Below are 23,862 nucleotides of genomic sequence, written 5' to 3'. Positions count from 1 at the left end.
ATGCCTCTCAACGCACTGGGACGGGACATCCCCGCCTTTATCGAAGGATACGGAAAAGTCAAACCCTATCGCGGCGCTTTCGCCCTTCAGCCGTCGGGCAACGTCGTCGGCCCGCGTCTGCGCGTCACCAACGCCGACCGCACCGACAAGGTGCTGCCCGACCTCAAAGCCGCCATCGCCGCGTCCGGCCTGAAAAGCGGCATGACCATTTCCTTCCACCATCATCTGCGCAACGGCGATTACGTGGTCAACCAGGTGATCGACGCCTGCGCGGAAATGGGAATCCGCGACCTGACCCTCTTTCCCACGGCGCTTTTCGGCGTGCACAAGCATCTGATCGATCATATCCAATCGGGCGTCGTCGCCCGCATCTGGGGATCCGTCAACGGCCCCATCGGCCAGATCGTCTCCGCGGGGGGGCTCGGGGAGCCCGCGGTGCTGCGCAGCCACGGCGGCCGGCCGCGCGCCATCATGTGCGGCGACGTGCATATCGACGTGGCTTTCATGGCCGCGCCGTCATGCGACCGTTACGGCAACATGAACGGCGTGCAGGGCCCCTCGGCCTGCGGGTCTTTGGGCTACGCCTTCACCGACTGTCAGTACGCCGACTGCGTCGTCGCCGTCACCGACAACCTCGTGCCCTATCCCAACGCGCCGATCTCGATCAACCAGACCTGCGCCGACTTCGTCGTCGCGGTCCCCAGCATCGGCGATCCCGCGGGCATCGTCTCCGGCACCACCAAGGTGACGAGAGATCCGCTGCGGCTGCTCATCGCCCGCTACGCCTCCAGACTGATCGAAGCGAGCCCGTACTTCCAAACCGGGATTTCCTTCCAGACCGGCGCCGGCGGCATCGCCCTCGCCGTGACGGCGTTCATGAAAGACGCCATGCTCAGGAAAGGCATCAAAGGCAGTTTCGGCCTGGGCGGCATCACCAGCTATTTCGTCGACCTGCTTCGCGAGGGGCTGGTCGACAAGCTGCTCGACGTGCAGTCCTTCGATCTCGGCGCGGTCAGATCCATCGCCGCGGATCCGCGGCACGTGGAAATTTCCGCCGACATGTACGCCAATCCATGGAACCGGGGAGCCGCGGTCAACATGCTCGACGTGGTCATTCTCGGCGCCACGGAAGTGGACCGCGACTTCAACGTCAACGTCAACACGGAAGCCGACGGCGCGCTGCTGCACGGCATCGGCGGCCATCAGGACACGGCGGCCAGCGCCAAACTGACGATCATCGCCCAGCCGCTGCTGCGCGGCCGCATCCCCTGCGTCACCGACACAGTCTACTCGGTGACGACGCCCGGCGAATGCGTCGACGCCGTCGTCACGGAGTACGGCATCACCGTCAATCCGCGCCGCGCCGACCTGGTCGAGGCGTGCCGGGGGATCCGTGACGTGCCGGTGATCTCCATGGACGAATTGGCCGACAAGGCCAGGCGGATGTCCGGCCCCATGGATCCCGTCGAGACCACCGACCGGATCGTCGGCGTCATCGAATGGCGCGACGGCACGGTCATCGACGTGGTGCGTCAGCTGAAGAAAAAATAAAATCGCATACAAAAAACGGAGCCGGTCGAGTTTCTCGGCCGACTCCGTTTTTTGTCCGGGCGCGACGTTTTTCCGCCGGCGCGGTTTTTGTTCGCGTCGTTGCGCTGCGGCATTCCAACGTTCTTGAAAAAATATCTTCGCCCCGATTGACAAAGCTTTGTTATAATACTATTTCATTATAGTATAGCCAAAGTATCCGTACCTCAGTTATAATGCACCCGAGGTGATGGAGAATGCCCGTAAAATACGAGATCACATCGGAACAGCAGGCGGAAATCGAAGCAGCGCGGAAAAAGAATCGCAACAAGAAGATCGAAGCCAAACTGAGAATCCTCAGCTTGCGCGCCGAAGGGAAAACCCTGAAAGAAATCAGCGAAATCACGGAATACCACTTCACGAACGTCAGCAAGATCATCTCGCAGTTTATCCATCGCGGTCTCTCGTATGTGCTGCAATGCCATTACCTCGGCAACCATCGGAACATGACCTATGAGCAGGAAGAAGCCGTACTTGCTCCTTACCTGGAGAAAGCCGGGAAAGGAGAAATCGTTTCGGTGGCGGAAATAGCCCAAGCCTATCAGACCGCGGTGGGACATACTATCAGTCCGACTCAGATTTACGCGGTCCTGAAACGTCATGGCTGGAGAAAAGTCATGCCGCGCAGCCGTCACCCCAGGAAAGCGAACGAGGAGGCCATCGAGGCCTCAAAAAAATTAACGCTCAAGTTCAGGAATTAAAAGAGTTATCCACAACAGGGAACGTCAGACTGATGTTTCAGGACGAAGCCGGCTTCGGCAGAATCAACACGCCCAAATACTGCTGGTGCAGGAAAGGCATTCGACCGAACGTTCCCTGCCTTCACATCCGCGAATACCGCTATGCTTACGGTGCCGTAGAGCCGCTTACGGGAGAAAGCCTCTTTCTGATCATGCCCAACTGCGACAGCGATTGCATGAACGTTTTCCTGCGGGAACTTTCACACCGATTTCCGGAAGACCATATTCTGCTCTGCTGTGACGGAGCTGCCTGGCACAAGTCCAAAGCGCTTCAGGTTCCTGCCAACATCACCCTGTTCCATATTCCCCCCTATACCCCCGAGATGAACCCCATTGAGCAGATCTGGAGAGAGCTGCGCTGTCAGGGCTTTCGAAACGAGATTTTTTCGACGCTTGAGAACGTTGTCGAGCGTCTGTGCCGCACGATCAGAAATCTCACCGCTCAGACCATAAGGAGTATTACCGCAAGACAATGGATTGTTAGGTGCTTTAAATGAGAAATAGTATAAGGTATAATTCTATTGTCATAAGATTTTCATTGTATACAAATTAGAACTTATTCAGCGACAAAAGGATGTTTAGGGAACCGCCGGTTCCCTTCACATAAAACACTCGATCGGGAGGGATTTTCCATGTCCAGCGCGGAGAAGAAAGCGCGAGAGAAGAGAAAGCCGACCACGTTCGAAGCGGTCTCAACGGTTGTTTTTCTGCTGCTGACGTTCGGCGCCGGCGCGCTGTGGGGGCTGAACTACGTGCCGCTGATGGTCGTGGTCGCCGCCTATTCGGCGCTGATCAGCTGGCGGTGCGGCTACACCTGGGACGAGATGGAATCGGCCGTGGGCAAACGCATCGGCCGTTCGGTGCCGGTGATCATGATTTTGCTGGCGATCGGCTTCATGCTGGGCGGGCTGATGTTCTCCGGCACGCTGCCGATGCTGATCTATTACGGATTGCAGGTGGTCTCGCCGCGCTGGATCGCGCTTTGCGCCTTTTTGCTCTGCTGCGTGTTCTCGACCGTGACCGGTACGTCCAACGGTTCGGCGTCCACGGCGGGACTGGCGATGATGGGGCTGGCCATGGCGATGCCGGACGTCAATCTGGGACTGGTGGCGGGAGCCTGCTACGCCGGTTCGCAGTTCGGCGACAAGCTTTCTCCTCTTTCCGACACGACGGTCCTGGCCTCGTTGACGACGGACAACGACATTTTCGATCACATCATCAACATGTCCAAGACGGTCGTTCCCGCGGCGCTGATCGCCATCGGCATTTACGTCTCCATCGGCATGAACTCCCCCGAGACGCCCGCGGTGGTCAGCAAGGATTCGGCGGCGCTGCTCGCGTCGCTGAGCGCCATGTTCAAGTTCCACTGGGTGCTGCTGATCCCGGTCGCGTTCCTGCTTTGGGGGTCTTTCACGAAGAAGCCCACCACGCTGGTGCTCTTCGGCGCCGGCTTCATCGCCGTCGTCATCGGCGTGCTCTACCAGGGATTCTCCGCCAAAGACGCCGTCAACGTGCTGTACGGCGGCTTCAATTCCAAAATGGTGCTGGCGGCGCATCCCGATTTCGACGTCGCGGCCATGAGCAAGGCGGCCAAGACGCTGCTCGAGCGCGGCGGCATCGCCGACATGAACAAGACGTTCGTCGCCACCTGGCTGTGCTTCTACTTCGCGGCCATCGCCGAGCAGTGCGGCTGTCTCGACGTGCTGCTGGATTCGCTGATGGGCTTCGTCAAGAGCACGGGCAGCCTGATCCTCACCACGGGAATCTCGATGGTGGTGCTGACGGCCGTCGGCGGTTCTTCCACGGTCTCGCTGCTGATCGGCGGCAGCATGTTCAAGTCCAAATACGAGGAGATGGGCGTCAACACGCTGAACCTGTCCCGCACGCTGGAGGACTTCGGCACGGGCACCTCGGGTTTCTTCCCCTGGACTTCGTCGGGGATCCTCTACGCCAGCGTGCTTTTCTCGTCGAGCACGACGTTCCTGCGCTACTCCTTCTTCAGCTGGATCGTCTGGCTCCTCGCCATTTTCTACGGTTTCACCGGCCTGGGGCTGCGCACGTCGCCGACCCGCAAGCAGCGTGAAAAAGCCGCCCGGCGCGCCGCCGCGCAGTAAAGGCGCGCGGAAATGTACTGCGACGTTCACATTCACACGGAAGCTTCGAGCGACTCGAAGACGACCATCGAAGACCAGCTCGACCGCGCCGTCAAACTGGGGATGAAGTACGTCTGCATCACCGACCACCAGGATTACGATTATCCTCAATGGCACAGCACCTACCAGCTGAACGAGAACGGCAACGTGGGCGCTTACGTCGAAAAACTGCTGAAAACGCGCGAAGCCTACAAAGGACGCATCGAGATGCTTTTGGGCATCGAGTTCGGCCTGCAGCCCCACCTGGCGGAAAAGCACAACAAAGTCTACGCCGACTACCCGTTCGACATGGTGATCGGCTCGACGCACATTTTCGAGGGGCGCGACACGGAGGACCAGACGCTTTACGAGGGGCGCAGCAAGGAAGCCTCGATCCGCGCCTACTTCGAAACAGAGCTGGAAAACCTGTCCGTCACCGACGGCTACGACACCGTCGGCCATCTGGATTACGTGCTGCGCGACATCCCCGGCAAGAACGAGGGCTTCGCTTACGCGCAGTACGCCGACCTGATCGACGCCATGCTGCTCACGGCGATCAGAAAGAACAAGGCCGTCGAGCTGAACACAAAATCTCTCGTCGTGGGCATGCGCGATTCCAGCCCCGGACGCGAGGTGTTCAAACGCTACCGCGAGCTGGGCGGCGAACTGGTCACGCTCGGTTCCGACGCGCACTTCCCGGAACGGATCGGCGCGTGCTTCGACATCGCCGGCGACATTCTCAAAGACGCGGGCTTCACATATTACTGCGTGTTCAAAAATCATCAGCCCGAGTTCCTGCCGCTGTGACGGAGGGATTTCCATGTACATCAAGCCGTTTAAAGTCGAAGAGTGGATCAACGCTCACGAACAGACCGCCAAATACAACATCTCCAGCACCGGCGTGGTCAACCTGACGCTGGACGGCCTGTTGGAACTGACGGGAACCGATCGGGAAGCGTTTCTCGGGGAGCTCTGCTCGCGCCGTCTGTCCTACGGCCACATCGGCGGTTCGCCGGGACTGCTGCAGGGCGTCTGCGGCCTGTACCGCACGCTGAAGCCCGCGGACGTGGTCCCCACGCACGGCGCCGCGGGCGCGAACCACCACGTCTTCTACACGCTCATCGAACCAGGCGACCGCGTGGTCAGCATCGTACCGACCTATCAGCAGCTCTATTCGATCCCCGAAGGCTATGGCGCCGACGTGAAGTGGCTCAAGCTCCGCAAGGAAGACGGCTTCCAGCCCGATCTCGACGAACTGGAACGTCTGGCCGCCCCCGGGACGAAGATGATCTGCATCATCAACCCCAACAATCCCTGCGGCTCCGTCATCTCCAACGAGGCGCTGCGCCGCGTCGTCGGCATCGCCCGCGCCGCGGGGGCCTGGCTACTCTGCGACGAATCCTACCGGCACCTGACGCAGAACGGCGAATGGATCGATTCGGTGGCCGATCTGTACGAAAAAGGCATCTCCACCAGCAGCACCTCGAAAGTGTTCTCCATGCCGGGGCTGCGCATGGGCTGGATCGCCTGCCGCGACCGCGATTTCGTCGCCTCCTGCCTGTCGCACCGCGACTACAACCTCGTCAGCTGTGGCAACCTCGACGACACCATCGCCGCGCTGGCGCTGAAACACGCCGGCACTCTGATCGAGCGCGGACAGCGCGTGATCCGCGACAATCTGCAGGTCGTCGAGGGCTGGGTGCAAAGCGAGCCGCACATCTCCTGGGTGAAGCCGCAGGGCGGCTCGATCACGCTGCTCTACTACGATTTCGACATGAACTCGTACGACTTCTGCCAGAAACTCTTCGACCGGACCGGAGTGTTCGTGTCCCCCGGCGACTGCTTCGAAATGCCCGGCTGCTTCCGCCTCGGCTACGCCGGCAACACCGCCGAGTACCTCAAGGCCGGCCTGGACGGCATCAGCCAGTTCATGAAGACGCTGGAATAGAATAGGACAGCTCCATAAAAATTCCCCTGAAAACGGATTCATCCGATTTCAGGGGAATTTTTTTGAAGCGAACCCTTGACCTCAGTACAGCCACGTGCAGCCGGAATCGGTGCCGTTCACCATTTTGCGGTAAGCGGCCAGCACGCCTTTGGCGGGATGGTCGGGCTTTGTGACGTTTTCAAGGCGGCGGGCGATCTCTTCGTCGCTGACTTCGAGATGGATGCTGCGCCGGTCGATGTCGATTTCGATCATGTCGCCGTCCTGGACCGCGGCGATGGGGCCGCCGTCCCAGGCTTCGGGCGTGACATGGCCGATGCAGGGGCCGCGGGTGGCGCCGGAATAGCGCCCGTCGGTAATCATCGCGCAGCTCTTGTGCAGTCCCATGCCGACGAGCATGGCGGCGGGAATGGACATTTCGCGCATGCCGGGGCCGCCTTTGGGGCCTTCGTACTTGATCACCAGCACGCAGCCGGGCTTGACGCTCCTGTCGATCATGCAGCGGCGCAGTTCTTCCTCGGACTCGAAGCACACGGCGGGGCCGCGGTGATGAAACATCTCCGGATCGACGCCGCTCTTCTTGACGATGCAGCCGCCGGGGGCGATGTTGCCGTAAAGCACGGCGAAACAGCCGTCGGGATAAAGCGGGGCGCTTTCGCTGTGGATGACCGCGGGATCGACCGCGCGGCTGAAACGGTCGAGCAGATCGCCCATGGTGCCGCCCATGGCCATTTTCGCCGCGCGGTCGAGGTGGCGTTCGATGGCCTTGAGCGTGGCGCCGACGCCGCCGGCTTTGTAGTAGTCGTAGATGTTGTACTTCGACGAGGGCTTGAACTTGGCGATGCAGGGCACGTCTCTCTGAATCGCGTCGAAGTCGCCGATGTCCAGCTTGATGCCCATCACTTTGGCCAGCGCGCAGACGTGCAGCTGGGCGTTCGTGGAACCACCGGTGGCGGCGATGTGGCGCAGGCCGTTTTTCAGGCTGCCTTCGCCGACGACGTCGCGGAAGCGCACGCCCTCCCGGGTCAGTTCGACGATGCGCTCCCCCACGTCGCGGGCCTGTTTGTACTTGCCCGACGAGCAGAACAGCATCGTGGTGCTGTCGATCGGGCAGACGCCGATCGCTTCGGCGAAGACGCCCATGGTGTTGGCCGTGCCGTACATGCTGCACGTGCCGCAGGAATGGCAGATCTTCTCGCGGTATTCGCTGAAGGTCTCCTCGCTGATCGCCCCGACGGCGCGTTCGCCGATGGACTCTTTCAGGTCGGGAGTGACGAAGGTGCGTTCCTGCGTCTCCCACGGCATCATGCTGCCGCAGGTCAAAAACAGCGTCGGCTTGTTCAGCGAGGCGGCGGCCATGAGCATGCCGGGGACGATCTTGTCGCAGCTGCACATGAACACGAGGCCGTCGAAGCCGTGCGCGTTCACCATCGCTTCGGCGCTGCCGGCGATCAGATCGCGCTGCGGCAGGATGTAGTGCATGCCATCGCCCTGGGCCATGCCGTCGCAGGGCGCCGGCACGTTGAACTCGGCGGGGACGCCGCCCGCGGCCCAGATGCCCTCTTTGACGAAATTCGCCAGATCTTTCAGCGGCCGATGCCCCGGGTTGACGTCAGCGTACGAATTGACGATGCCGATCACCGGCTTGTGCAGATCCTTGACGCGATAGCCGCAGGAATTCATCAGCCCCGCCCAATAGGCTTCCTGAGGATCGTCCGCGTCGCGTCCTTTCCATTGCCCCATCTGCGCTCCCCCCTTTTTGTTTCGCAAACGAGCGAAGGCGTTCGCATCGTTTGTTTCGATTATAAAATGATCCGTCTTAAAAGAAAACAATATTTAACACCGTTTATTACAAGTAAAAACTTGCCATCGTTCGACCGTTCTGGTAGCATCGTAAAAAACGCGCGGAGCGTGCCGGACAGAGCTCCGCCGCACGTTAACCGAGAGCGGATGTTCCACGTGGAACATTCGCGGGAAAGGAAGAACGGTCATGACCACAGGACAGGAAATGTTTTTGCTGGCGGCCCAGGAGCTGAGTTTTTCCCGCGCCGCCAAAAGGGCCTTCGTCACGCCGCAGTGCCTGAGCGACCACATCCGCCGGCTCGAAGAGCGGTACGGCGTGAAACTTTTCCACCGCCGTCCCCGGCTCGAACTGACGCGCGAAGGCCGGACGCTCCGGGATTATCTGAGCCGAATCGCCCAGCTGGAAGAGAACATGGCGCTCGAGATGGAAGACGTCAGCGCGGGCATGCGCGGCACCGTCCGCCTCGGCATCCCCCTCACGCGCGGTCGCATCTTCATCCCCCGGATCATGCCCGAATTCCAGCGCCGTTTTCCCCGCGTCGACGTGAAGATCGCGCTTCGCGACACCCGCGACCTGCAGAAGATGACGGTCGAGGGCACGCTCGACCTGTTCGTCGGCGTCGGCGCCGAACACAGCCCGCTGTTCCGGTTCGTGCCGATCGCCGCAGAGCCGCTCTACCTCGTCGTTCCCGAACCGCAGCTGAGCCGCGCGTTCCCCGACTGCGACGAGTCCGCCGCGGCAAAACTCCGCCGCAGCGGCGCCGACCTGACGCCGTTCGCCGACGTCCCCTTCGTTCAGGGCAACGACATGAGCACGACGACGCTGCTCGTGCGCGAGCTCTGGCAGAAAAGCGGCCTCAAGCCGAATCTGCACGTCGAGGTGAGCAACTTCGACATCATGCTCGACCTCTGCCGGCAGTGCGGCTGCGCGACCATCTGCTCCCGGGGCCAGCTGCACCGCCTGAAGGGACAAAAACGCCGCGAAAAACCGGGAGAACGCCTGCGCGTCTTCCCGCTCCGGGACAAAAACCGGCTCGCCGTCGAGCTGGTCACGCCGCGCAGCGCCCGCCCCGCCAAGTTCATCAGCGCTCTCGGGCAGATGCTCGTCGAGACCATGAAAAGCGAAGACGCCGCTCTCGAACAGTGGCTGCGCGCCGGCGAGCCGGGAACGAAAGCCGAAAAGACGGCTCTTCCACAGGAATGAAAAAAGTTCCCCGCCGGACGGCGGCGCCTTCGCGCCCTGTCCGGCGGGGAACTTTTTTCATTCGGAGAGAATTTTCGAAGATCTAAAGGCGCGGCCGGGCGTTTTCTACGCGTCGGCGTTGAAAACGTTCCAGTCCACCTTGCCGAATCTGGCGCAGGCCGCCATCGTGCCGACCATGTCGCCGGTGACGTTGCCGGTCGTATGGGGAATGTCGATCACGGGCCAGATCGCCGCCAGGATGGGGACGAGGCCAAGCGGCAGCCCCAGCGACTCGAAGAACACGGCGGACATAACGATCCCCGCGCCCTTTACGCCGGCGGCGCCGACCGCCAGCATGAGCCCCAGCAGAACGGTCTGCACGAGACGGAGCGGCGTGATCTCCACGCCGAAGATGTCGAAAGCGAAGACGGCGATCACGCCGAAAGCGGCGGCCATGCCGTTCATGTTCATCGTGTTGCCCAGCGGCAGCGAGAACCCGTAAACGCTCTCGTCGAGGCCGAGTTTTTCCTCGGCGATGTTCATCTCCATCGGCAGCGTCGCGGCGCTGGAAGTCGTCGTGGCGGCCACCAGCATGGCCGGAGCCACGTGCTTGAAGAAGCGCAGAGCGGGGACGTTCCAGATCTTCAGCGCCAGCGGATACACGACGAACATGCCCGCTAGGATCGCCGCGTAATCGGCGACGAAGAACTTGGCGATCGCCGTCATCATCTTGCCGCCGATCGTGCCCGCCACGCAGGCGACCAGCGCGCCGATGCCGTAGGGGGCGAAGCCCATGACGAACTCGGTGATCTTGATCATCACGTCGGCCATGTTGCGGAAAAAAGCGATCGCCGCGGGGACCCTGTCTTTCAGGTGCAGCAGCGCCACGCCCGTGATCAGCGCGAAGAAAATCACCTGGATCATGTTCATGTTGGCCATGGAAGCCACGGGATTCTCGGGGATCCAGTTGAGGATCGTGTCGATCGCCGAATACCTGCCGACCGTCACTTCCTTGACCACGGAGCCGAGCACGCCCTCGGCTCCCCTGCCGGGGCGGAGCGCAAGCGCCACGCCGGTGCCCATAGCGGCAAAAACGAGAGAAGACAAAAGGTAAAAGGCGACGATGAAACCGCCGATCTTTTTCAGGCTCCCGGGGCTCTCCATGCTGGTCACCCCGGCGACCAGAGTGAAGAACACCAGCGGCACGATCAGCATCTTGAGCAGGCGCAGGAACAGGTCGCCGACAGGCTTGATCACCGTCACGGCAGGGCCCCAGTAAATGCCGGCGGCGATACCGACGCACATCATGACGACGATCTTACGGGACATGGACAGCTTGGACCAAAAGTTCATAATACCCCTCCTTCTGCAAACTGCGATAAAACCGTTTCGTTCATCCGGACGCGACGATTTCTTTTACGGCCAAGAGTCATTCGACCGTGCAGCCCAGCTCCCCGAGCTTGGCGTCCACCCAGGGACGCGGGTATTCGCCCCTGAGAATGCCCGCCATGATCGTCGCTTCCTTCTCGACCACCGCGCGGGCAGCTTTGGCAAGATCCTCGGCCTCGCCGGGGCGGATCACCAGCACGCTGTCGGCGTCGCCCACCACGATGTCGCCGGGGGTGACGATCATGCCGCCCAGGGAAATGGGATAGTTGATCTCGCCGGGGCCGTTCTTGTACGGCCCGTTGGGCGTGACGCCGCGCGCGTAAACAGGCAGATCCATCCCGGCGATGGCGCCGGCGTCGCGCACCGCGCCGTCCACGACCACGCCGGCCACGCCGCGGACTTTGCAGTACGTCAGCATCAGCTCGCCGAAAATCGAGCGTTCCGTGCATCCGCCGGCGTCGATCATGAACACGTCGCCGGGCTGGGCCATGTCCATGGCCTTGTGGAACATCAGGTTGTCGCCTTCGGCGACCTTGACCGTAAAAGCCGTGCCCAGCAGCGGCGCCGCGTTCAGCGGACGAATCGCCGCGTCGACGGCGGCCATGCGGTTCATGCAGTCGTCGATGTTCGCCACAGGAACGCCGCGAAACAGTTCCACCAGTTCACGGGGCGGACGGGGAAAATCGGTACGGATCCGACAGCCAATCGTGCTCATGTTATTTTCTCAGCCCTTTCATCATTCTCGCGATGTTCTCCACGGCACGGCGCAGCTGCGCGTCGTCGGTCGCAAAGGAAAAACGCATCCAGCAGCCCTTTTCTTCCCCATAAGAAACGCCGGGCACGCCCACCACCTTGGCGTTGTTCAGGATATACTCGCCGCCCTGGTTCGAATCCATGCCGGGCAGATCGAATTTCGTCCAGGCATAAAAAGCCCCCTCAGGCATCTCGCAGTGCACGCCGGGAACGGCGTTCAGCCCGCCGACAAAAAAGTCGCGGCGCTCCTGATATGTGCGGCGCATCGCTTCGATCTCCTCGCCGCATTTAAAGGCCATCGCCGCGGCTTTCTGGATGAAGCCGCTCGTACAGGAGATCGTGTGCTGGAACAGTTTTCCCGCCACCTTGACGATCCCGGGAGAAGCCGCCATGTAGCCGATGCGCCAGCCCGTCATGGCGACGCATTTGGAAAAACCGTTGACCGTGACGACGCGCAGCGCAATGTCGGCGCAGGAGGCCGGGCTGATGTTCTCGTTTCCGTCGAAGAGGATCTTGTCGTACATCTCGTCGGACAGCAGCACGACGTCGGGGTGGCGGAGCATGAAGCCGCGCAGGATTTCCGCTTCGGGGCGCGTCAGCACCCGGCCGGTGGGATTGTTGGGATAATTGACAATGAGCAGGCGCGTTTTGCTCGTCACCTTCGCTTCCAGAGCCTCTTCGGTGATGCGGTAGCCCCCGTCGGGGTCGAGGGGGACCGCCACGGAAACGGCCGCAGCCGCCTGCGCGATGGCCGGATACGACACCCAGCCCGGCGTCAGGTACATGACCTCGTCGCCGGGATTCACCAGCGCACGCACAGCGGCGTAAATGGCGTACTTGCCGCCCGGCGTGACGATCACGCTGTCGGCGTCATAGCCGGCGCAGCCGTTCTCGGTACGGAGCTTGGCCGCAATCTTCTCGCGCAGCTCCGGCAGGCCGTTGCCCACGGTGTAGTGCGTATAGCCGGCGTTGATCTGACGGAACAGTTCGTCGCAGATCTTCTTCGGCGTATCGAAATCCGGTTCGCCTCCGGCCAGATCCACGATCTCCGCATCCACGGCTTTCAGCCTTTTCGCTTTGGCCATGGTCACCATCGAAGCCGACGGAACGATCGCAGCGATCTCCCGGTTCAAATTCAAAGACATATCCGACGGTAAATTTTCAGAGTAAATGCAACCTCGTCAAAGTAAATGCGACGGGGTTGCATTTACTTTGACAGGACAAAAGCAGCAAGCAGTCATTACGAACACATAATAACGATCAAGATTGCGCTAACGGAACAAATTCAAGGGGATGAAAAGCTGTTACGAGGAAATTGTCCGAAAAAAGTGCATACAAAAGTGATCCTCAACTGAAAGCAAAATTTTCAGTTCAGAGTTAATGCAATCAAGAAATTAAAAAGGAGCCGTTATTTACCGGCGAGAAGAGTCCGCTTTAAACAGATATCCTGTGGCGGAATAAGTTCGAGTCCGAGTAAATGCAATACATCCTCGCCATACAGGTTGATAAAGATCTCTGCAGGAGATTTTCCGTTAAATTTTTTCCTCCCGTATGAGTTTATATGAGACATCATCAGGTTGATATCAGTTTGGGATAAATTGTCGAAAGTTGTTCCCTTGGGAAGGATCCTTCGAATGAGAGTATGATTATTTTCAACCTTCGGTTTTTCCTGCGGTGCTTGTGGATTGCAATAGAACATATATGATTTTCTTTCTCCGTCCGGACCTTTTTCGATAGCCGTCGGATTGGAAAACTCTGTACCGTTGTCAGCAAGAAGGACCTGAAACATGGACTTATAGCGTTTCCTGCCCAGAAGAGTGAAGAGCATTGTAAAAATCTGCTCAACAGATTGAGCAGTATTTTTATCTCTCAAAAAAGCCAGCATAAAGTTGCAGTTTCTTAAGATGACAGTCAGAAGAACTTTTCCTCCTGCGGTGCCAACGACACTGTCGATTTCGGTAATAAGCATGTCCGGATGTTTCTCCGAAAAAGAGAGAAAATCATTGTAGGTACGGCCTTCACGACATTTTTTATCCACCTTCATGTTATTTCTTTTTCCCTTTCTCTTCTTAAAACGGACAGCTCGGGGCAAGTCTATTTTCCGTGCCTCTAAAATACCCGAAAGCAGGAGCCGTCTGGCGGTACTTTCAGAACAGGGAACAGTATCTCGATTATTACGGATAATATGATAGAGAGACTGCCCCTGTTTGATGAGAGGAGAGAAAAAAGAATCAATATCTGCAAGCTCGGCATCGGAGATATTGAAGCCTTCACGAGCCTCATGCAAAGTTTTCTCGTAAGAGTCATTTGCAGATTTAGCAGAATAGATCCGTTTTTTTAAAGTGCAGCGGTGACGGTTGGGGCAGCCGTTACAGACATACGGAGGAACCGAAAGCTGCGGGCAGACCTCCTCCTTAAAGTCAGGACACATCGTATTACATCTTGAGCACCGGAAACACAGTGAACGGCATTTCGGAGAGGTGTTACAAAGGGAAGTAACGGAGCAGTCATACCGGTGAAGGCAGCAGTTTGCTGTCCGGCCATAACAGCCTTTGAAGACAGTCTCTGCATGTTTTCTGATCTCTCTGGAGATCGTACTCGGCGACTTCAGAACTGTTGAGGCAATACTTCTGAGAGATTCTCGCCGGTTGAGGGCGCTTTCAATGGCTTTTCTTTCAGCCAGAGTCAAATGTTTGTTCATGATGATGAACTCCTTTCCGAGATCTGTTGTCTCGTAAGAAAGGTCTTTCATCAATTCAGACTAGGGCTTGTTTAAAAAACATTTCAGCTTGTATTATTTCAATAAAATAACACTGGCAGCGACAAGAACAAAAGCGAAAAACGAAGCGTCAAGTTTGTCATAGCGGGTGAAAATTCTACGGAACCATTTGATTTTCTGAAAGAAACATTCAACCAAGTGTCGTTCCTTGTAAACATGCTCATCTATAAACCACGGTTCGGGATTATCGCTCTTCGGCGGGATAGTGTAACTTCCCTCCCGAGAAGTAATGTACTCTCTGATGGCTTGCGAACCGTAAGCCTTATCGCCGATGACGTTGCTCCCTCTGATTTCCGCTTGCCCGAGCAAGGACACGGCATGGCGGGAATCGTGGTCATTGCCGGGACTGAGCAGGAGCGCCAGCGGATTGCCTAAACCATCTACTATCGCATGAATTTTCGTATTCTTGCCGCCTCTGGACATGCCAATCGCTTGAGCCCCTTTTTTCCCCCTTCCGGGGTTTTCCCTCTCCCGTTGGCACTTTGATGTACTTTGCAGGACGTGGAGTCGATAGAGAGATTTTCCATGTCGGCATCAGCGCTTAGGGCGGCAAAGATCGCCTCGAATATTCCCCGCTGTTTCCACAGCCTGAAACGTGCGTAAACTGCCTGCCATTTGCCGTAACGCTCCGGAAGATCTCTCCATGGCGCTCCACTTCTGGCAAGCCACAGAATCCCATTGATGATCCTGCGGTTATCGTATTTTGCCGGGCGTCCACGTTGACCTGATTTCGGGTGTTCGGGCGGCAGCATTCTCTTGATTCGATTCCACTCGCTGGAGGTCAGTTCATATCTTCTCTCTTCCATGAGAAAAGTTTAAGCGATTGGATCGATTTAGGCAACTTTGACGTTTTTTAAACAAGCCCTAAATGCAAGCTCCTTTTAATTCAGATTTAATGCAACGGGGTACCGGATGTTGCGTTGCATTTACCTTGAAGAATTTCAAGCCGACGCCTCCTTCATATATTATTATCATGTATCTTTTTATTTTTTTATGGTATCATTGGCTAATTACAACGTCCAACGAATAATTTTAATGTTTAATATCAATAAAATCACTATTTATTCCCCGGGGAGACAGGAGAATGGACTCTTTCGATATCGAACTTTTCCGCGCCATCATCAGCAGCCGCAGCATCACCCAGGCGTCGCAGGCGCTGCTGCTCTCGCAGTCCGCCATCAGCCAGAGACTTTTGCGCCTCGAACAGGAGCTGGGCATCAAACTGATCGATCGGCAGAAGGGAATCCGCCGCGTCGAAATCACGGCACAGGGCATGCGCTTTCTCGAACTGGCGGAAAAGTGGGAGAACAGCTATCAGGAAATCCTCCGCTTAAAGGACACGGAACCGGATCAGTCGCTGGTCATCGCCAGTCCGGACAGTTTGATCAACTTCGTGCTGGGACCTTTCTTGAAGCGGCTCCCGGGCCTCGGCTATTTTCCGCGCCTGCGCACCCAGCAGTCGCTGGAGATATACGACCTGGTCGACAACAAAGAAGCCGACGTCGGCTTCGTCTTTCGCGACGCCCGTTACGTCAACATCGTCACCCGCTCCGTCCTGCGCGAACCCATCTCCATGATCTGCCGCCCCGGCAGCCCCTGGAACGAACACGCCGTTCATCCGCAGCAGCTTCGCAAGCAGGACGAAATTTATCTCGCCTGGAGCCCAACCATCCAGCAGTGGCACGATTACTGGTGGAACCCGTCGACCCATCCCGTCGTCCACGTCGACACGCCGGCGGCGCTGCTGAATTACCTGGCGCCGGGGACATGGGCCATGTGCCCGGAATCCGTCGTCGCGGCCTATCGAGACACTCAGGAAATCGAGATCCACGCCTTTGCCGAAAACCCCCCGGACCGCGAATGCTTCCTCATCCTCCACAAATCGCCCGGCAGCGGGCGGACGAAGATGATCGCCCGCTTCGAACGGCATCTCGACGCGTTCCTGCGCACGCTTCCGTATCACGTATGAGCCCGCTTCGGCCGCCCGCCAGCCCTGACGAAAAGATCCCCGATCGGGGGACGCATTTTTTGCGCCTCCCCCGCTCGGGGATCCTGTCGTTCCGTTTTTCCTGTTTCGGCCGTTACTTCGCTTCCGCAGACGCCTGTTCCGCCTTGGCGGGGACTTCCGGCTTCTTCACCGTCACCGTGGGAAGGGCGGCGAACTTCGGCCTGCGCCTGTTCATCTCCTTCAGCACGGCGTCGGTGACGTCCAGCCTGGGCGCCGCGTCGAGCAGCAGCTGACGCGCCATCACCGCGTGGAACTTCGGATTCTTCTTCCGCCACGTTTCCACGGACGCCATCAGTTCCGACTGCAGCACCGACGTCACCGCCGCGCGTTCCACTTCCATCTGCCGTTCCAGCGCCGCCTGTCCCTGCGCGACCGCGTTCTGCGCCTCGGCCGTGTTCTCCTGGCCGCGGTACAGCGCCCGCAGGTCGTTATACCCTTTCTGGAGCACTTTCTGCACTGCCTCCAGATGGGCCCGTCCCAGCTTGCCGGGTTCGGACTGGACCAGGAGCTTTTCCGTGTCCACCACGGCGATCTCCGTGGCGGACGCCGCCGCGGACATAGCGAATGTCAGAAATAAAACTGCCGCCTGCATCAAACGTTTCACTGATAAAACCTCCTCGAATAAATGGCAAATTGATAGAAAATAAATAGAAACAGATAAAAAACGAACAAAGAAGAAGGGCGGAGCGAATAAGACTCCGCCCTTTTTCTCTGCATTGCCGGTCCTTTCTCTTTGCATTGCCGATACGGGGACCGGAACGTCGAGCCGAAACGCTATCTCCGTTTCGACGCCCGCAGCAGACGTTCCAGCTCGGCCATGCGTGCTTTCATTTCCGCCCGTTCATGGATCTCGCGGGTAAGCATAGCTTTCATCTCCGCGATCTCCTCGGCCTGATGGGAGTTGGTCTTCTCCATTGACGCCACCTGCGCCTGCAGCTGGGCGTTCTCCTTCTGCATCACGTAGACGCTGCTCATCGGGCCTTTGCGGTAACGTTCGGGGATCTGTTCCTTGTCTGCTTTCCTGCCGATCTTCCACGTCAGGCCGGCGTTGGCCATCGACTCGCCGTGGTGGGTGACGGACACTCCGGCGTGGACCATGAAGTCTTCTTTCACGTAGTGCGCCCAGCCGAGGGCCAGGGCGTATTCGCCTTTGTACGTTCCGAAGCCGGCCATGAGCTGGCTGGGTTCGAGCGGGTCGTACTGCATCGGTTTCAAGGCACTCAGGGCGGAGCCGAGCGCGCCGACGTTCTTGAGGTCGCGCCGCAGTTCGCCCATCTGGTTGTAGACGTTGCCGAAGTTGTTGTAGACTTTGCCGAACTGTTTGTCTACGGCGCTCAAGGCGTCGCCGACGGTGTTGTAGCTGCCGCCGTCCACGTACTTGAACTTGTAGGTGGGGGCGGAGACGGTGCCGTCGGGGTTGACGGAGGAGCCGCCGCCGAGGTGGGTGGCGAGGCTGCTCGAAGCCTTCCACAGCTGCGCTCCGTTGATGGCGTCGGTACTGGCCGCGCTCACGTCTCCGGCTTTGACGTTCTCGATTTTGTGGTGGGTTGCGTCGAAGCCTTGGGCGCTCACTTTGCCGGCAAAAACGGGCGCGTCGACGACGCTCACGGTGACGTCTTTGCCGTTATGGGGGCGGGTGACGGTGACGTTCCTGCCGTTTTTGAACTGGACGGTGTCGCCGTTGCCGATGGGGGTGGCGGTGTCTCCGTTGGTCTGGAGGTTCCAGGCGCCGCTGCCGCCGCTGCCATTGGCGATGGCGTCGAGGATGTCCTGGTGCAGGCCGATGGTGACGACGCCGCCGGCGGGGGTGGTGGTGACGTTGGTGACGATCTGGTTGGAGGCGCCGACGAACTGGATGTTGGGGGTCTGGTTCTGGGCAAGGGTGACGGTGTGGCTGTGGGGGGTGCTCGCTCCGTCGCTGACGCTGAACTTTGCGGAGATGTTGGTGATGGGCGCGGTGGTGGTGTTGATCAGGGTCTGGAGTTTGGCGGGGTCGAGGCCGACTCTGAGGGTGCGTCCGCTGACGGCGGTGGTGATGACGTCGCCTGTGGGGATGATGTCGAGGCGTTTGTGCGCGCTGTCGAGGAGGATGCCGGGGGCGCTTCCGTGGGGGTCGGCGCCGATGGTGTAGGTGGCGTTCTGTCCCGCGGCGAGGGCGGCGGCTTTCAGCTGGCCTTCGGTGGCGGCCTGTCCGGCGCGGGCGTTTTCGCCCCAGCCGGCGTCGAGGGTGGTGTTGCTCAAACCGGCGATGGTGCCTGTCGCGCCGTTGAGTTTGATTTCGTTCGCGCCACTTTTGACTGTGACGCTGGCGAACTCGGGGGTCTCGCTCATGACGAGGTCGAAGCCGTCGCCGGCGGCGTTCTTTTTCACGCCGAGGTTCTTGCCGGATGCGCCACTCGTCACGCTTGCCAGGCCGCCTTTGAGGTTCAGGGTCTGGCCGAGGGTGCGGTTGACGGCGCCGTCGTTGCCGGCGAAGTTCAATCCGCCGGACAGGGTGCCGGTGATGGTGGTGATGGCGGAGTTGTTGCTGATGTCGATGTTTTGACCGAGGTTGGGGTTGGCCGACACAGTCACTTTCGCGCCGTCGCTTCCGTCGGCCGCTACGGTCACGTCGATCTTGCCGGTTTCGCCTGCGAACTTGATGTTCTTTTTGGACGCACCACCGAGGGTAATGTCCTGTTTCGTTCCGGCTTCGTTGCTGACGGTGAAGCCGCCGGCGAGGTTCTGCACGGTGGTATTGCTGGCGATCTGGTTGTTGATGGCGGTGTTCAGGTTGGCGGTGTTGACTTTGTACTTCACGCCAGCCGTGCCAACTTCGGATTCGATGATGTTGCCGTCGCCGGCGAACGTGATGATTTCCGTTCCCGTTTTGTCGGCGGTAATGGTTTTCGTTCCGGTCCCGGTGTCGGCGATCTTGAATTTCGCTTCGACGTTATTAGGGCTTGTTTAAAAAACATTTCAGCTTGTATTATTTCAATAAAATAACACTGGCAGCGACAAGAACAAAAGCGAAAAACGAAGCGTCAAGTTTGTCATAGCGGGTGAAAATTCTACGGAACCATTTGATTTTCTGAAAGAAACATTCAACCAAGTGTCGTTCCTTGTAAACATGCTCATCTATAAACCACGGTTCGGGATTATCGCTCTTCGGCGGGATAGTGTAACTTCCCTCCCGAGAAGTAATGTACTCTCTGATGGCTTGCGAACCGTAAGCCTTATCGCCGATGACGTTGCTCCCTCTGATTTCCGCTTGCCCGAGCAAGGACACGGCATGGCGGGAATCGTGGTCATTGCCGGGACTGAGCAGGAGCGCCAGCGGATTGCCTAAACCATCTACTATCGCATGAATTTTCGTATTCTTGCCGCCTCTGGACATGCCAATCGCTTGAGCCCCTTTTTTCCCCCTTCCGGGGTTTTCCCTCTCCCGTTGGCACTTTGATGTACTTTGCAGGACGTGGAGTCGATAGAGAGATTTTCCATGTCGGCATCAGCGCTTAGGGCGGCAAAGATCGCCTCGAATATTCCCCGCTGTTTCCACAGCCTGAAACGTGCGTAAACTGCCTGCCATTTGCCGTAACGCTCCGGAAGATCTCTCCATGGCGCTCCACTTCTGGCAAGCCACAGAATCCCATTGATGATCCTGCGGTTATCGTATTTTGCCGGGCGTCCACGTTGACCTGATTTCGGGTGTTCGGGCGGCAGCATTCTCTTGATTCGATTCCACTCGCTGGAGGTCAGTTCATATCTTCTCTCTTCCATGAGAAAAGTTTAAGCGATTGGATCGATTTAGGCAACTTTGACGTTTTTTAAACAAGCCCTAATCACGGTGGAGCTGTTGTTGATGGTATTGCTCAGTGTCGAACCGTCCAGGCCGATGGTGAGGCCGCCCGCGTCGACTTTCGTGGTGACGCCGCCGGCGCCTGTGACCACCAGCGGAGTGGCGCTGTTGATCAACTTGCTGCCCGGTACGGCTTCCGCGTCCTTGATCGTCCAGTTCGCCGTTCCGCCGATGGCGCCGGTCAGGGCCGCGGTGTCGAGGCTGTACTTCACGCCGTCGGTGGTCATGGCGGACTTGATGTAGGTGCCGTCGCCTTCGAATTTGACGGTCGGTTCGGTGTCCTTGGCCAGCGTTACGGTCTTCTTCGTTCCCGTTTCCGCAGTCACGCCGAATTTGGCGCTGATGTTGGTGATCGGGGTCGTGGTCGCGTTGTTGATGTTGGTGATCACGCTGCCGGTGATGTTCTGGGCGAGTTTGGCCGTGTCGATGCCGTAGGTGACTTTGGTGCCGGTCAGGCCGACGGTCATGGTGTCGTCGGTCGTCGCGAACTCGATCGTCGGTTTGGCGCCGCCGAGGGCGACGTTCGACGTGGTGCTGCCGGCTTTCAGGTCGAAGCCGTCTTTCAACGCGTTGATGGCCGAATTGTTGGCGATGTTGAGGTTGGTTCCGAGGTTGGGGTCGGTCTTCACGGTGACGGTGGCGCCGTCGGAGGCGTTGGCTACTTCGACGAGGATTTTGTTGGCTTCGCCCTTGAACTGGATGTTCTTTTTGGACGCGCCGCCCAAAGTGATGTCCTGCTTCGTTCCGGCTTCGTTGCTGACGGTGAAGCCGCCGGCGAGGTTCTGCACGGTGGTGTTGTTGGTGATGGCGGTGTTCAGCGCCGTGGTGTTGAGGCTGTACTTCACGCCGTTCGCGGTCATCGCGGAGGTGATGTAGGCGCCGTCGCCTTCGAACTTGATGGTTTCCGTTCCGGTCTTGTCCGCGGTGATGGTTTTCGTTCCGGTCCCGGCGTCGGCGATCTTGAACTTTGCCTGTACGTTGGTGATCGGGGTGGAGCCGTTGTTGATGTTGGTGATCAGCTTGCTCTTGTCGATGCCGTAGGTGACTTTCGTCCCGGTCAGGTCGACGGTGACGGTGTCGTCGGCGCCCGCGAATTCCACGGTCGGGGCTGTCGCTCCGCCTAAGGCGACGTTGTTGGTCGTGCTGCCGGCTTTGAGGTCGAAGCCGCCTTGCAGTTTGGTGATGTTGCTGGTGTTGGTGGCGATGTTGGCGGTGTTTCCGCTCACGGTGTTGCTCAGGTTCGTCACGGTCGCGTTGTTGCTGATGTCGAGGTTTGTTCCGAGGTTGGCGTTGGCTGTCACGGTCACTTTTGCGCCGTCAGCCCCGTCGGCCGCTACGGTCACGTCGATCTTGTCGGTTTCGCCTTCGAACTTGATGTTCTTCTTGGTCGCGCCGCCGAGGGTGATGTCTTGTTTCGTTCCTGCGGCGTTGCTGACGGTGAAGCCGTTCTTGAGCGCGGTGATGTCGGTGCCGTGTTGGGTGACCGTGGTGTTGCTGTTCACCTGATTGTTGATCTGGCTGTTCAGCGCCGTTGTGTCGAGGCCGACGGTCAGTTTCTTGGCGGCGGCGTCGTAGGAGGTCTGGACGTAGTTGATGCCCGCGAACTCCAGGGTGTCGCCGGCCACGATCGGGCCTACGCTGCTACCGGATTTGACGTTGAAACCGGCTTTCAGGGCGGTGATGTCGGTGGTGTGCCCGTTTACCGTGGTGTTCAGACTGGTGATGGCACCGTTGTTGGCGATGTTGAGGTGAGTTCCGAGGTTCGGGTCGGTCTTCACGGTGACGGTGGCGCCGTCGGCGGCGCTCGCCACTTCGACGAGGATTTTGTTGGCTTCGCCTACGAACTGGATGTTCTTCTTGGTCGCGCCACCGAGGGTGATGGTCTGTTTGGTGCCGGCGGCGTTGCTGACGGTGAAGCCGCCTTTGAGGGCGTTGATGTCAGTGGTGTGTCCGGTGACGGTGGGGTTGGTGTTCACCTGGGCGTTGATCTGGCTGTTCAGCTTGGTCTGGTCGAGGGTGAAGTTCAGCCCGGCGGCGTTCACCACCGGTTTGATGTAAGCGTCTCCCTTGACCACCAGCGGGGTGCTGACGTCGATGACTTTGGAGCCGGGCGTCGGGGTCTGGCTGTCCTTGATGGTCCAGGTGGCGGCGCGCTTCAGCTGCGCCACGTTGACGGCGTCATCGTTGTCGGTCCCGGCCGCCACGCCGGTGATCTGGCGGGTAATGTTACCGGCCAGGTTGCCCACGGCGACGGCGTTGCGCGTGGAGATCCACGCCGCACCGCTCTGCCCGGCCCCCAGAAACGCCGCTTTCCCGGCGGCGGTATCCGCCATCGCCCCGCTGCCGAGGGCGACGGAATCGGCCCGCACGGCGCGCGCCCCCACGCCTACGGCGAAGGAATTCACCGCCGCGGTTTCGACGATGCCTCCCGACGCCGCCAGGGAGTTTATAGCCTTCGCCTGCGAACTTGAACCCATCGCGGTGGAATAGTTGCCCTCGGCAAGGGTATTGCTCCCCATCGCGGTGGAAGCGGCGCCAGTGGCGCGGGTCACGTTCCCCATCGCGATGGAAGCGTAGCCGGCGGTTTGGGCTTTGTACCCCATCGCGACGGAAGAACCTCCCTTGGCTTCGCTCTCAACCCCCATTGCGGTGGAAACGTTGCCGATGGCTTTGGACTTGCTCCCCATCGCGGTGGAAGACTCGCCCTCGGCACTGGTTTCGTTCCCCATCGCGGTGGCATAGCCGCCCTTGGCAACCGTTTTGAACCCGAGCGCGACGGAAATTTCGCCGGTGCTCTCGGCTTCTCTCCCTATCGCGATGGAACCTTCGTTGGTCGCTTTGGTATTCGTACCTATCGCATAGGAACTGTTGCCTTCGGCGCGGGCCACAAGCCCGAGAGCGAAGGAATTTTGCCCTTTGGCGTAGGACGACTGCCCCATTGCGATAGCGTTGACGCCGATCGCTTCGGCGCCCGCCCCTATCGCGGCAAGAGCGTGCAAGCCCACAGAAGGAGAGCCATTCGGGCCGATCTTCAGCTTTCCTCCCTCGACCCAGTCGACCCAGGCGCCGAAAGCGCTTCCCGTTCCCCCCAGCGCCAGCGCCAGAAGCAGGGCCGCCGCTTTTCGTCCGAAAGGCGGCTTCCGCCGTCCCGTAACTTTCACTTTCATCTTCATGACCTCCCCGAAATATGCGCCGCGCCGTTCCGCTTTTTCAGCGCTCCGTCCGGCGCGGCGCTTGTGGTAGCATACAATAAGCTACTCTGAGAACGTTCACAATCATATCGTACCCCCCCCGCGTAAAGATTACTTACTGTATGTATCGGTCTCCCCTCCGCAGCGGTCAGCGCCGCCGCGGTTCCCGCGGCGGTCGGCGGCTGCCGCGCCGGGGCCGGCGGATGCCGATGGAAACGGTCAAAATCAACAATCATTTTCAGAATTTATTTACCGAAAAACATCGTTAAAGACAGAAAACTTCATGAAAAACATCGGATCTCCGCCCGGCCCGCGCCGCGGAATTTCCCAGAGGTTTGTCGCGCGATATTTCAGTGAGGAAACATGATGGACCGCCCCCGCCGCCGTCCGCAGGGCGCAGGCGCCTTTTCGAAGGACCTGCGGCAAACGTCGATCCCCGATGGCCGTCGGTTTATCGGGGATCGCATTTTTCGCATTTATTCTTTCCCGCGCCTTTATGGCCGGCTCCGCTGAA

At 59.1% G+C, this 23,862-nt stretch carries 18 protein-coding genes; 8 read left to right on the top strand and 10 right to left on the bottom strand.

Going from position 1 to position 23,862, the window contains the following annotated elements; genetic code table 11:
* The 6 genes from citF to RAH42_RS03710 all read left to right on the top strand — a co-directional run bounded on the left by citF (position 1) and on the right by RAH42_RS03710 (position 6,407).
* On the top strand, positions 1–1,551 hold the full coding sequence (gene citF, locus RAH42_RS03735; protein WP_078016322.1) for a citrate lyase subunit alpha: 1,551 nt from the start codon (positions 1–3) through the stop codon (positions 1,549–1,551).
* Positions 1,552–1,784: 233 nt separating this feature from the next.
* Positions 1,785–2,288 (top strand): winged helix-turn-helix domain-containing protein, encoded by a 504-nt coding sequence (locus RAH42_RS03730; protein ID WP_317539175.1) that lies wholly within the window; start codon positions 1,785–1,787, stop codon positions 2,286–2,288.
* Between the two features lie 32 nt (positions 2,289–2,320).
* Entirely contained in the window at positions 2,321–2,824 is a 504-nt protein-coding gene (locus RAH42_RS03725) for an IS630 family transposase (protein WP_317539662.1), read from the top strand.
* Between the two features lie 135 nt (positions 2,825–2,959).
* A complete protein-coding gene (locus RAH42_RS03720) occupies positions 2,960–4,441 on the top strand; it encodes a Na+/H+ antiporter NhaC family protein (RefSeq protein WP_078016321.1) in 1,482 nt (493 codons plus the stop codon).
* A 12-nt stretch (positions 4,442–4,453) separates the two neighbouring features.
* The gene (locus RAH42_RS03715) at positions 4,454–5,266 is read left to right on the top strand and encodes a histidinol-phosphatase HisJ family protein (RefSeq protein WP_078016320.1); all 813 of its coding nucleotides are present in this window, start codon (positions 4,454–4,456) and stop codon (positions 5,264–5,266) included.
* Between the two features lie 13 nt (positions 5,267–5,279).
* On the top strand, positions 5,280–6,407 hold the full coding sequence (locus RAH42_RS03710) for an aminotransferase (protein WP_078016319.1): 1,128 nt from the start codon (positions 5,280–5,282) through the stop codon (positions 6,405–6,407).
* An 81-nt stretch (positions 6,408–6,488) separates the two neighbouring features.
* Here RAH42_RS03710 and ilvD read toward each other — a convergent pair whose 3' ends face one another.
* A complete protein-coding gene (gene ilvD, locus RAH42_RS03705) occupies positions 6,489–8,147 on the bottom strand; it encodes a dihydroxy-acid dehydratase (RefSeq protein ID WP_078016318.1) in 1,659 nt (552 codons plus the stop codon).
* 247 nt (positions 8,148–8,394) lie between these two features.
* Between ilvD and RAH42_RS03700 the strand changes: the two genes are divergently transcribed.
* Positions 8,395–9,411 carry a LysR family transcriptional regulator gene (locus RAH42_RS03700; protein ID WP_078016317.1) on the top strand — a complete coding sequence of 339 codons (1,017 nt, stop codon included), beginning with the start codon at positions 8,395–8,397 and terminating at the stop codon, positions 9,409–9,411.
* A gap of 105 nt (positions 9,412–9,516) precedes the next feature.
* Here the strand turns inward: RAH42_RS03700 and RAH42_RS03695 are convergent, their stop codons facing one another.
* The 5 genes from RAH42_RS03695 to RAH42_RS03675 all read right to left on the bottom strand — a co-directional run bounded on the left by RAH42_RS03695 (position 9,517) and on the right by RAH42_RS03675 (position 15,117).
* Complete coding sequence (locus tag RAH42_RS03695) at positions 9,517–10,743, bottom strand: dicarboxylate/amino acid:cation symporter (RefSeq protein WP_078016316.1); 1,227 nt, start codon at positions 10,741–10,743, stop codon at positions 9,517–9,519.
* 76 nt (positions 10,744–10,819) lie between these two features.
* The gene (locus RAH42_RS03690; RefSeq protein WP_317539995.1) at positions 10,820–11,494 is read right to left on the bottom strand and encodes an RraA family protein; all 675 of its coding nucleotides are present in this window, start codon (positions 11,492–11,494) and stop codon (positions 10,820–10,822) included.
* A 1-nt stretch (position 11,495) separates the two neighbouring features.
* On the bottom strand, positions 11,496–12,677 hold the full coding sequence (locus tag RAH42_RS03685; RefSeq protein WP_317539994.1) for a pyridoxal phosphate-dependent aminotransferase: 1,182 nt from the start codon (positions 12,675–12,677) through the stop codon (positions 11,496–11,498).
* 263 nt (positions 12,678–12,940) lie between these two features.
* The gene (locus tag RAH42_RS03680) at positions 12,941–13,963 is read right to left on the bottom strand and encodes an IS30 family transposase (protein ID WP_317539177.1); all 1,023 of its coding nucleotides are present in this window, start codon (positions 13,961–13,963) and stop codon (positions 12,941–12,943) included.
* A gap of 363 nt (positions 13,964–14,326) precedes the next feature.
* A protein-coding gene (locus RAH42_RS03675; RefSeq protein ID WP_317539161.1) for an IS5 family transposase occupies positions 14,327–15,117 on the bottom strand; the annotation gives its coding sequence in 2 pieces (ribosomal slippage) (positions 14,327–14,746 and positions 14,749–15,117; 789 coding nt in all).
* Positions 15,118–15,395: 278 nt separating this feature from the next.
* Here RAH42_RS03675 and RAH42_RS03670 point away from each other — a divergent pair.
* Complete coding sequence (locus tag RAH42_RS03670) at positions 15,396–16,280, top strand: LysR family transcriptional regulator (protein ID WP_078016313.1); 885 nt, start codon at positions 15,396–15,398, stop codon at positions 16,278–16,280.
* 112 nt (positions 16,281–16,392) lie between these two features.
* Here RAH42_RS03670 and RAH42_RS03665 read toward each other — a convergent pair whose 3' ends face one another.
* The 4 genes from RAH42_RS03665 to RAH42_RS03650 all read right to left on the bottom strand — a co-directional run bounded on the left by RAH42_RS03665 (position 16,393) and on the right by RAH42_RS03650 (position 23,324).
* Entirely contained in the window at positions 16,393–16,923 is a 531-nt protein-coding gene (locus RAH42_RS03665; protein ID WP_078015453.1) for an OmpH family outer membrane protein, read from the bottom strand.
* Positions 16,924–17,093: 170 nt separating this feature from the next.
* On the bottom strand, positions 17,094–19,118 hold the full coding sequence (locus RAH42_RS03660) for a YadA-like family protein (RefSeq protein WP_317539993.1): 2,025 nt from the start codon (positions 19,116–19,118) through the stop codon (positions 17,094–17,096).
* 169 nt (positions 19,119–19,287) lie between these two features.
* Positions 19,288–20,078 (bottom strand): IS5 family transposase gene (locus RAH42_RS03655; RefSeq protein WP_317539161.1). Its coding sequence is split into 2 segments (ribosomal slippage): positions 19,288–19,707 and positions 19,710–20,078, totalling 789 coding nucleotides; the frame shifts between segments, so codons are not numbered across the junction.
* A gap of 27 nt (positions 20,079–20,105) precedes the next feature.
* Positions 20,106–23,324, bottom strand: a complete 3,219-nt coding sequence (locus RAH42_RS03650; protein WP_317539992.1) for a hypothetical protein — start codon at positions 23,322–23,324, stop codon at positions 20,106–20,108.
* Between the last annotated feature and the right edge of the window lie 538 nt (positions 23,325–23,862).

It is taken from the genome of Pyramidobacter sp. YE332, from assembly GCF_033060595.1.
In the GTDB taxonomy this organism is placed as follows: Bacteria; Synergistota; Synergistia; order Synergistales; family Dethiosulfovibrionaceae; genus Pyramidobacter.
This window is presented reverse-complemented; position numbering and strand designations above follow the sequence as displayed.

Excerpts from the sequence above, each read along its gene's own strand:
- citF (WP_078016322.1), top strand. The coding sequence starts at position 1 with ATGCCTCTCAACGCACTGGGACGGGACATCCCCGCCTTTATCGAAGGA.
- RAH42_RS03730 (WP_317539175.1), top strand. The coding sequence starts at position 1,785 with ATGCCCGTAAAATACGAGATCACATCGGAACAGCAGGCGGAAATCGAA.
- RAH42_RS03725 (WP_317539662.1), top strand. The coding sequence starts at position 2,321 with ATGTTTCAGGACGAAGCCGGCTTCGGCAGAATCAACACGCCCAAATAC.
- RAH42_RS03720 (WP_078016321.1), top strand. The coding sequence starts at position 2,960 with ATGTCCAGCGCGGAGAAGAAAGCGCGAGAGAAGAGAAAGCCGACCACG.
- RAH42_RS03715 (WP_078016320.1), top strand. The coding sequence starts at position 4,454 with ATGTACTGCGACGTTCACATTCACACGGAAGCTTCGAGCGACTCGAAG.
- RAH42_RS03710 (WP_078016319.1), top strand. The coding sequence starts at position 5,280 with ATGTACATCAAGCCGTTTAAAGTCGAAGAGTGGATCAACGCTCACGAA.
- ilvD (WP_078016318.1), bottom strand. The coding sequence starts at position 8,147 with ATGGGGCAATGGAAAGGACGCGACGCGGACGATCCTCAGGAAGCCTAT.
- RAH42_RS03700 (WP_078016317.1), top strand. The coding sequence starts at position 8,395 with ATGACCACAGGACAGGAAATGTTTTTGCTGGCGGCCCAGGAGCTGAGT.
- RAH42_RS03695 (WP_078016316.1), bottom strand. The coding sequence starts at position 10,743 with ATGAACTTTTGGTCCAAGCTGTCCATGTCCCGTAAGATCGTCGTCATG.
- RAH42_RS03690 (WP_317539995.1), bottom strand. The coding sequence starts at position 11,494 with ATGAGCACGATTGGCTGTCGGATCCGTACCGATTTTCCCCGTCCGCCC.
- RAH42_RS03685 (WP_317539994.1), bottom strand. The coding sequence starts at position 12,677 with ATGTCTTTGAATTTGAACCGGGAGATCGCTGCGATCGTTCCGTCGGCT.
- RAH42_RS03680 (WP_317539177.1), bottom strand. The coding sequence starts at position 13,963 with ATGTGTCCTGACTTTAAGGAGGAGGTCTGCCCGCAGCTTTCGGTTCCT.
- RAH42_RS03670 (WP_078016313.1), top strand. The coding sequence starts at position 15,396 with ATGGACTCTTTCGATATCGAACTTTTCCGCGCCATCATCAGCAGCCGC.
- RAH42_RS03650 (WP_317539992.1), bottom strand. The coding sequence starts at position 23,324 with ATGAAAGTGAAAGTTACGGGACGGCGGAAGCCGCCTTTCGGACGAAAA.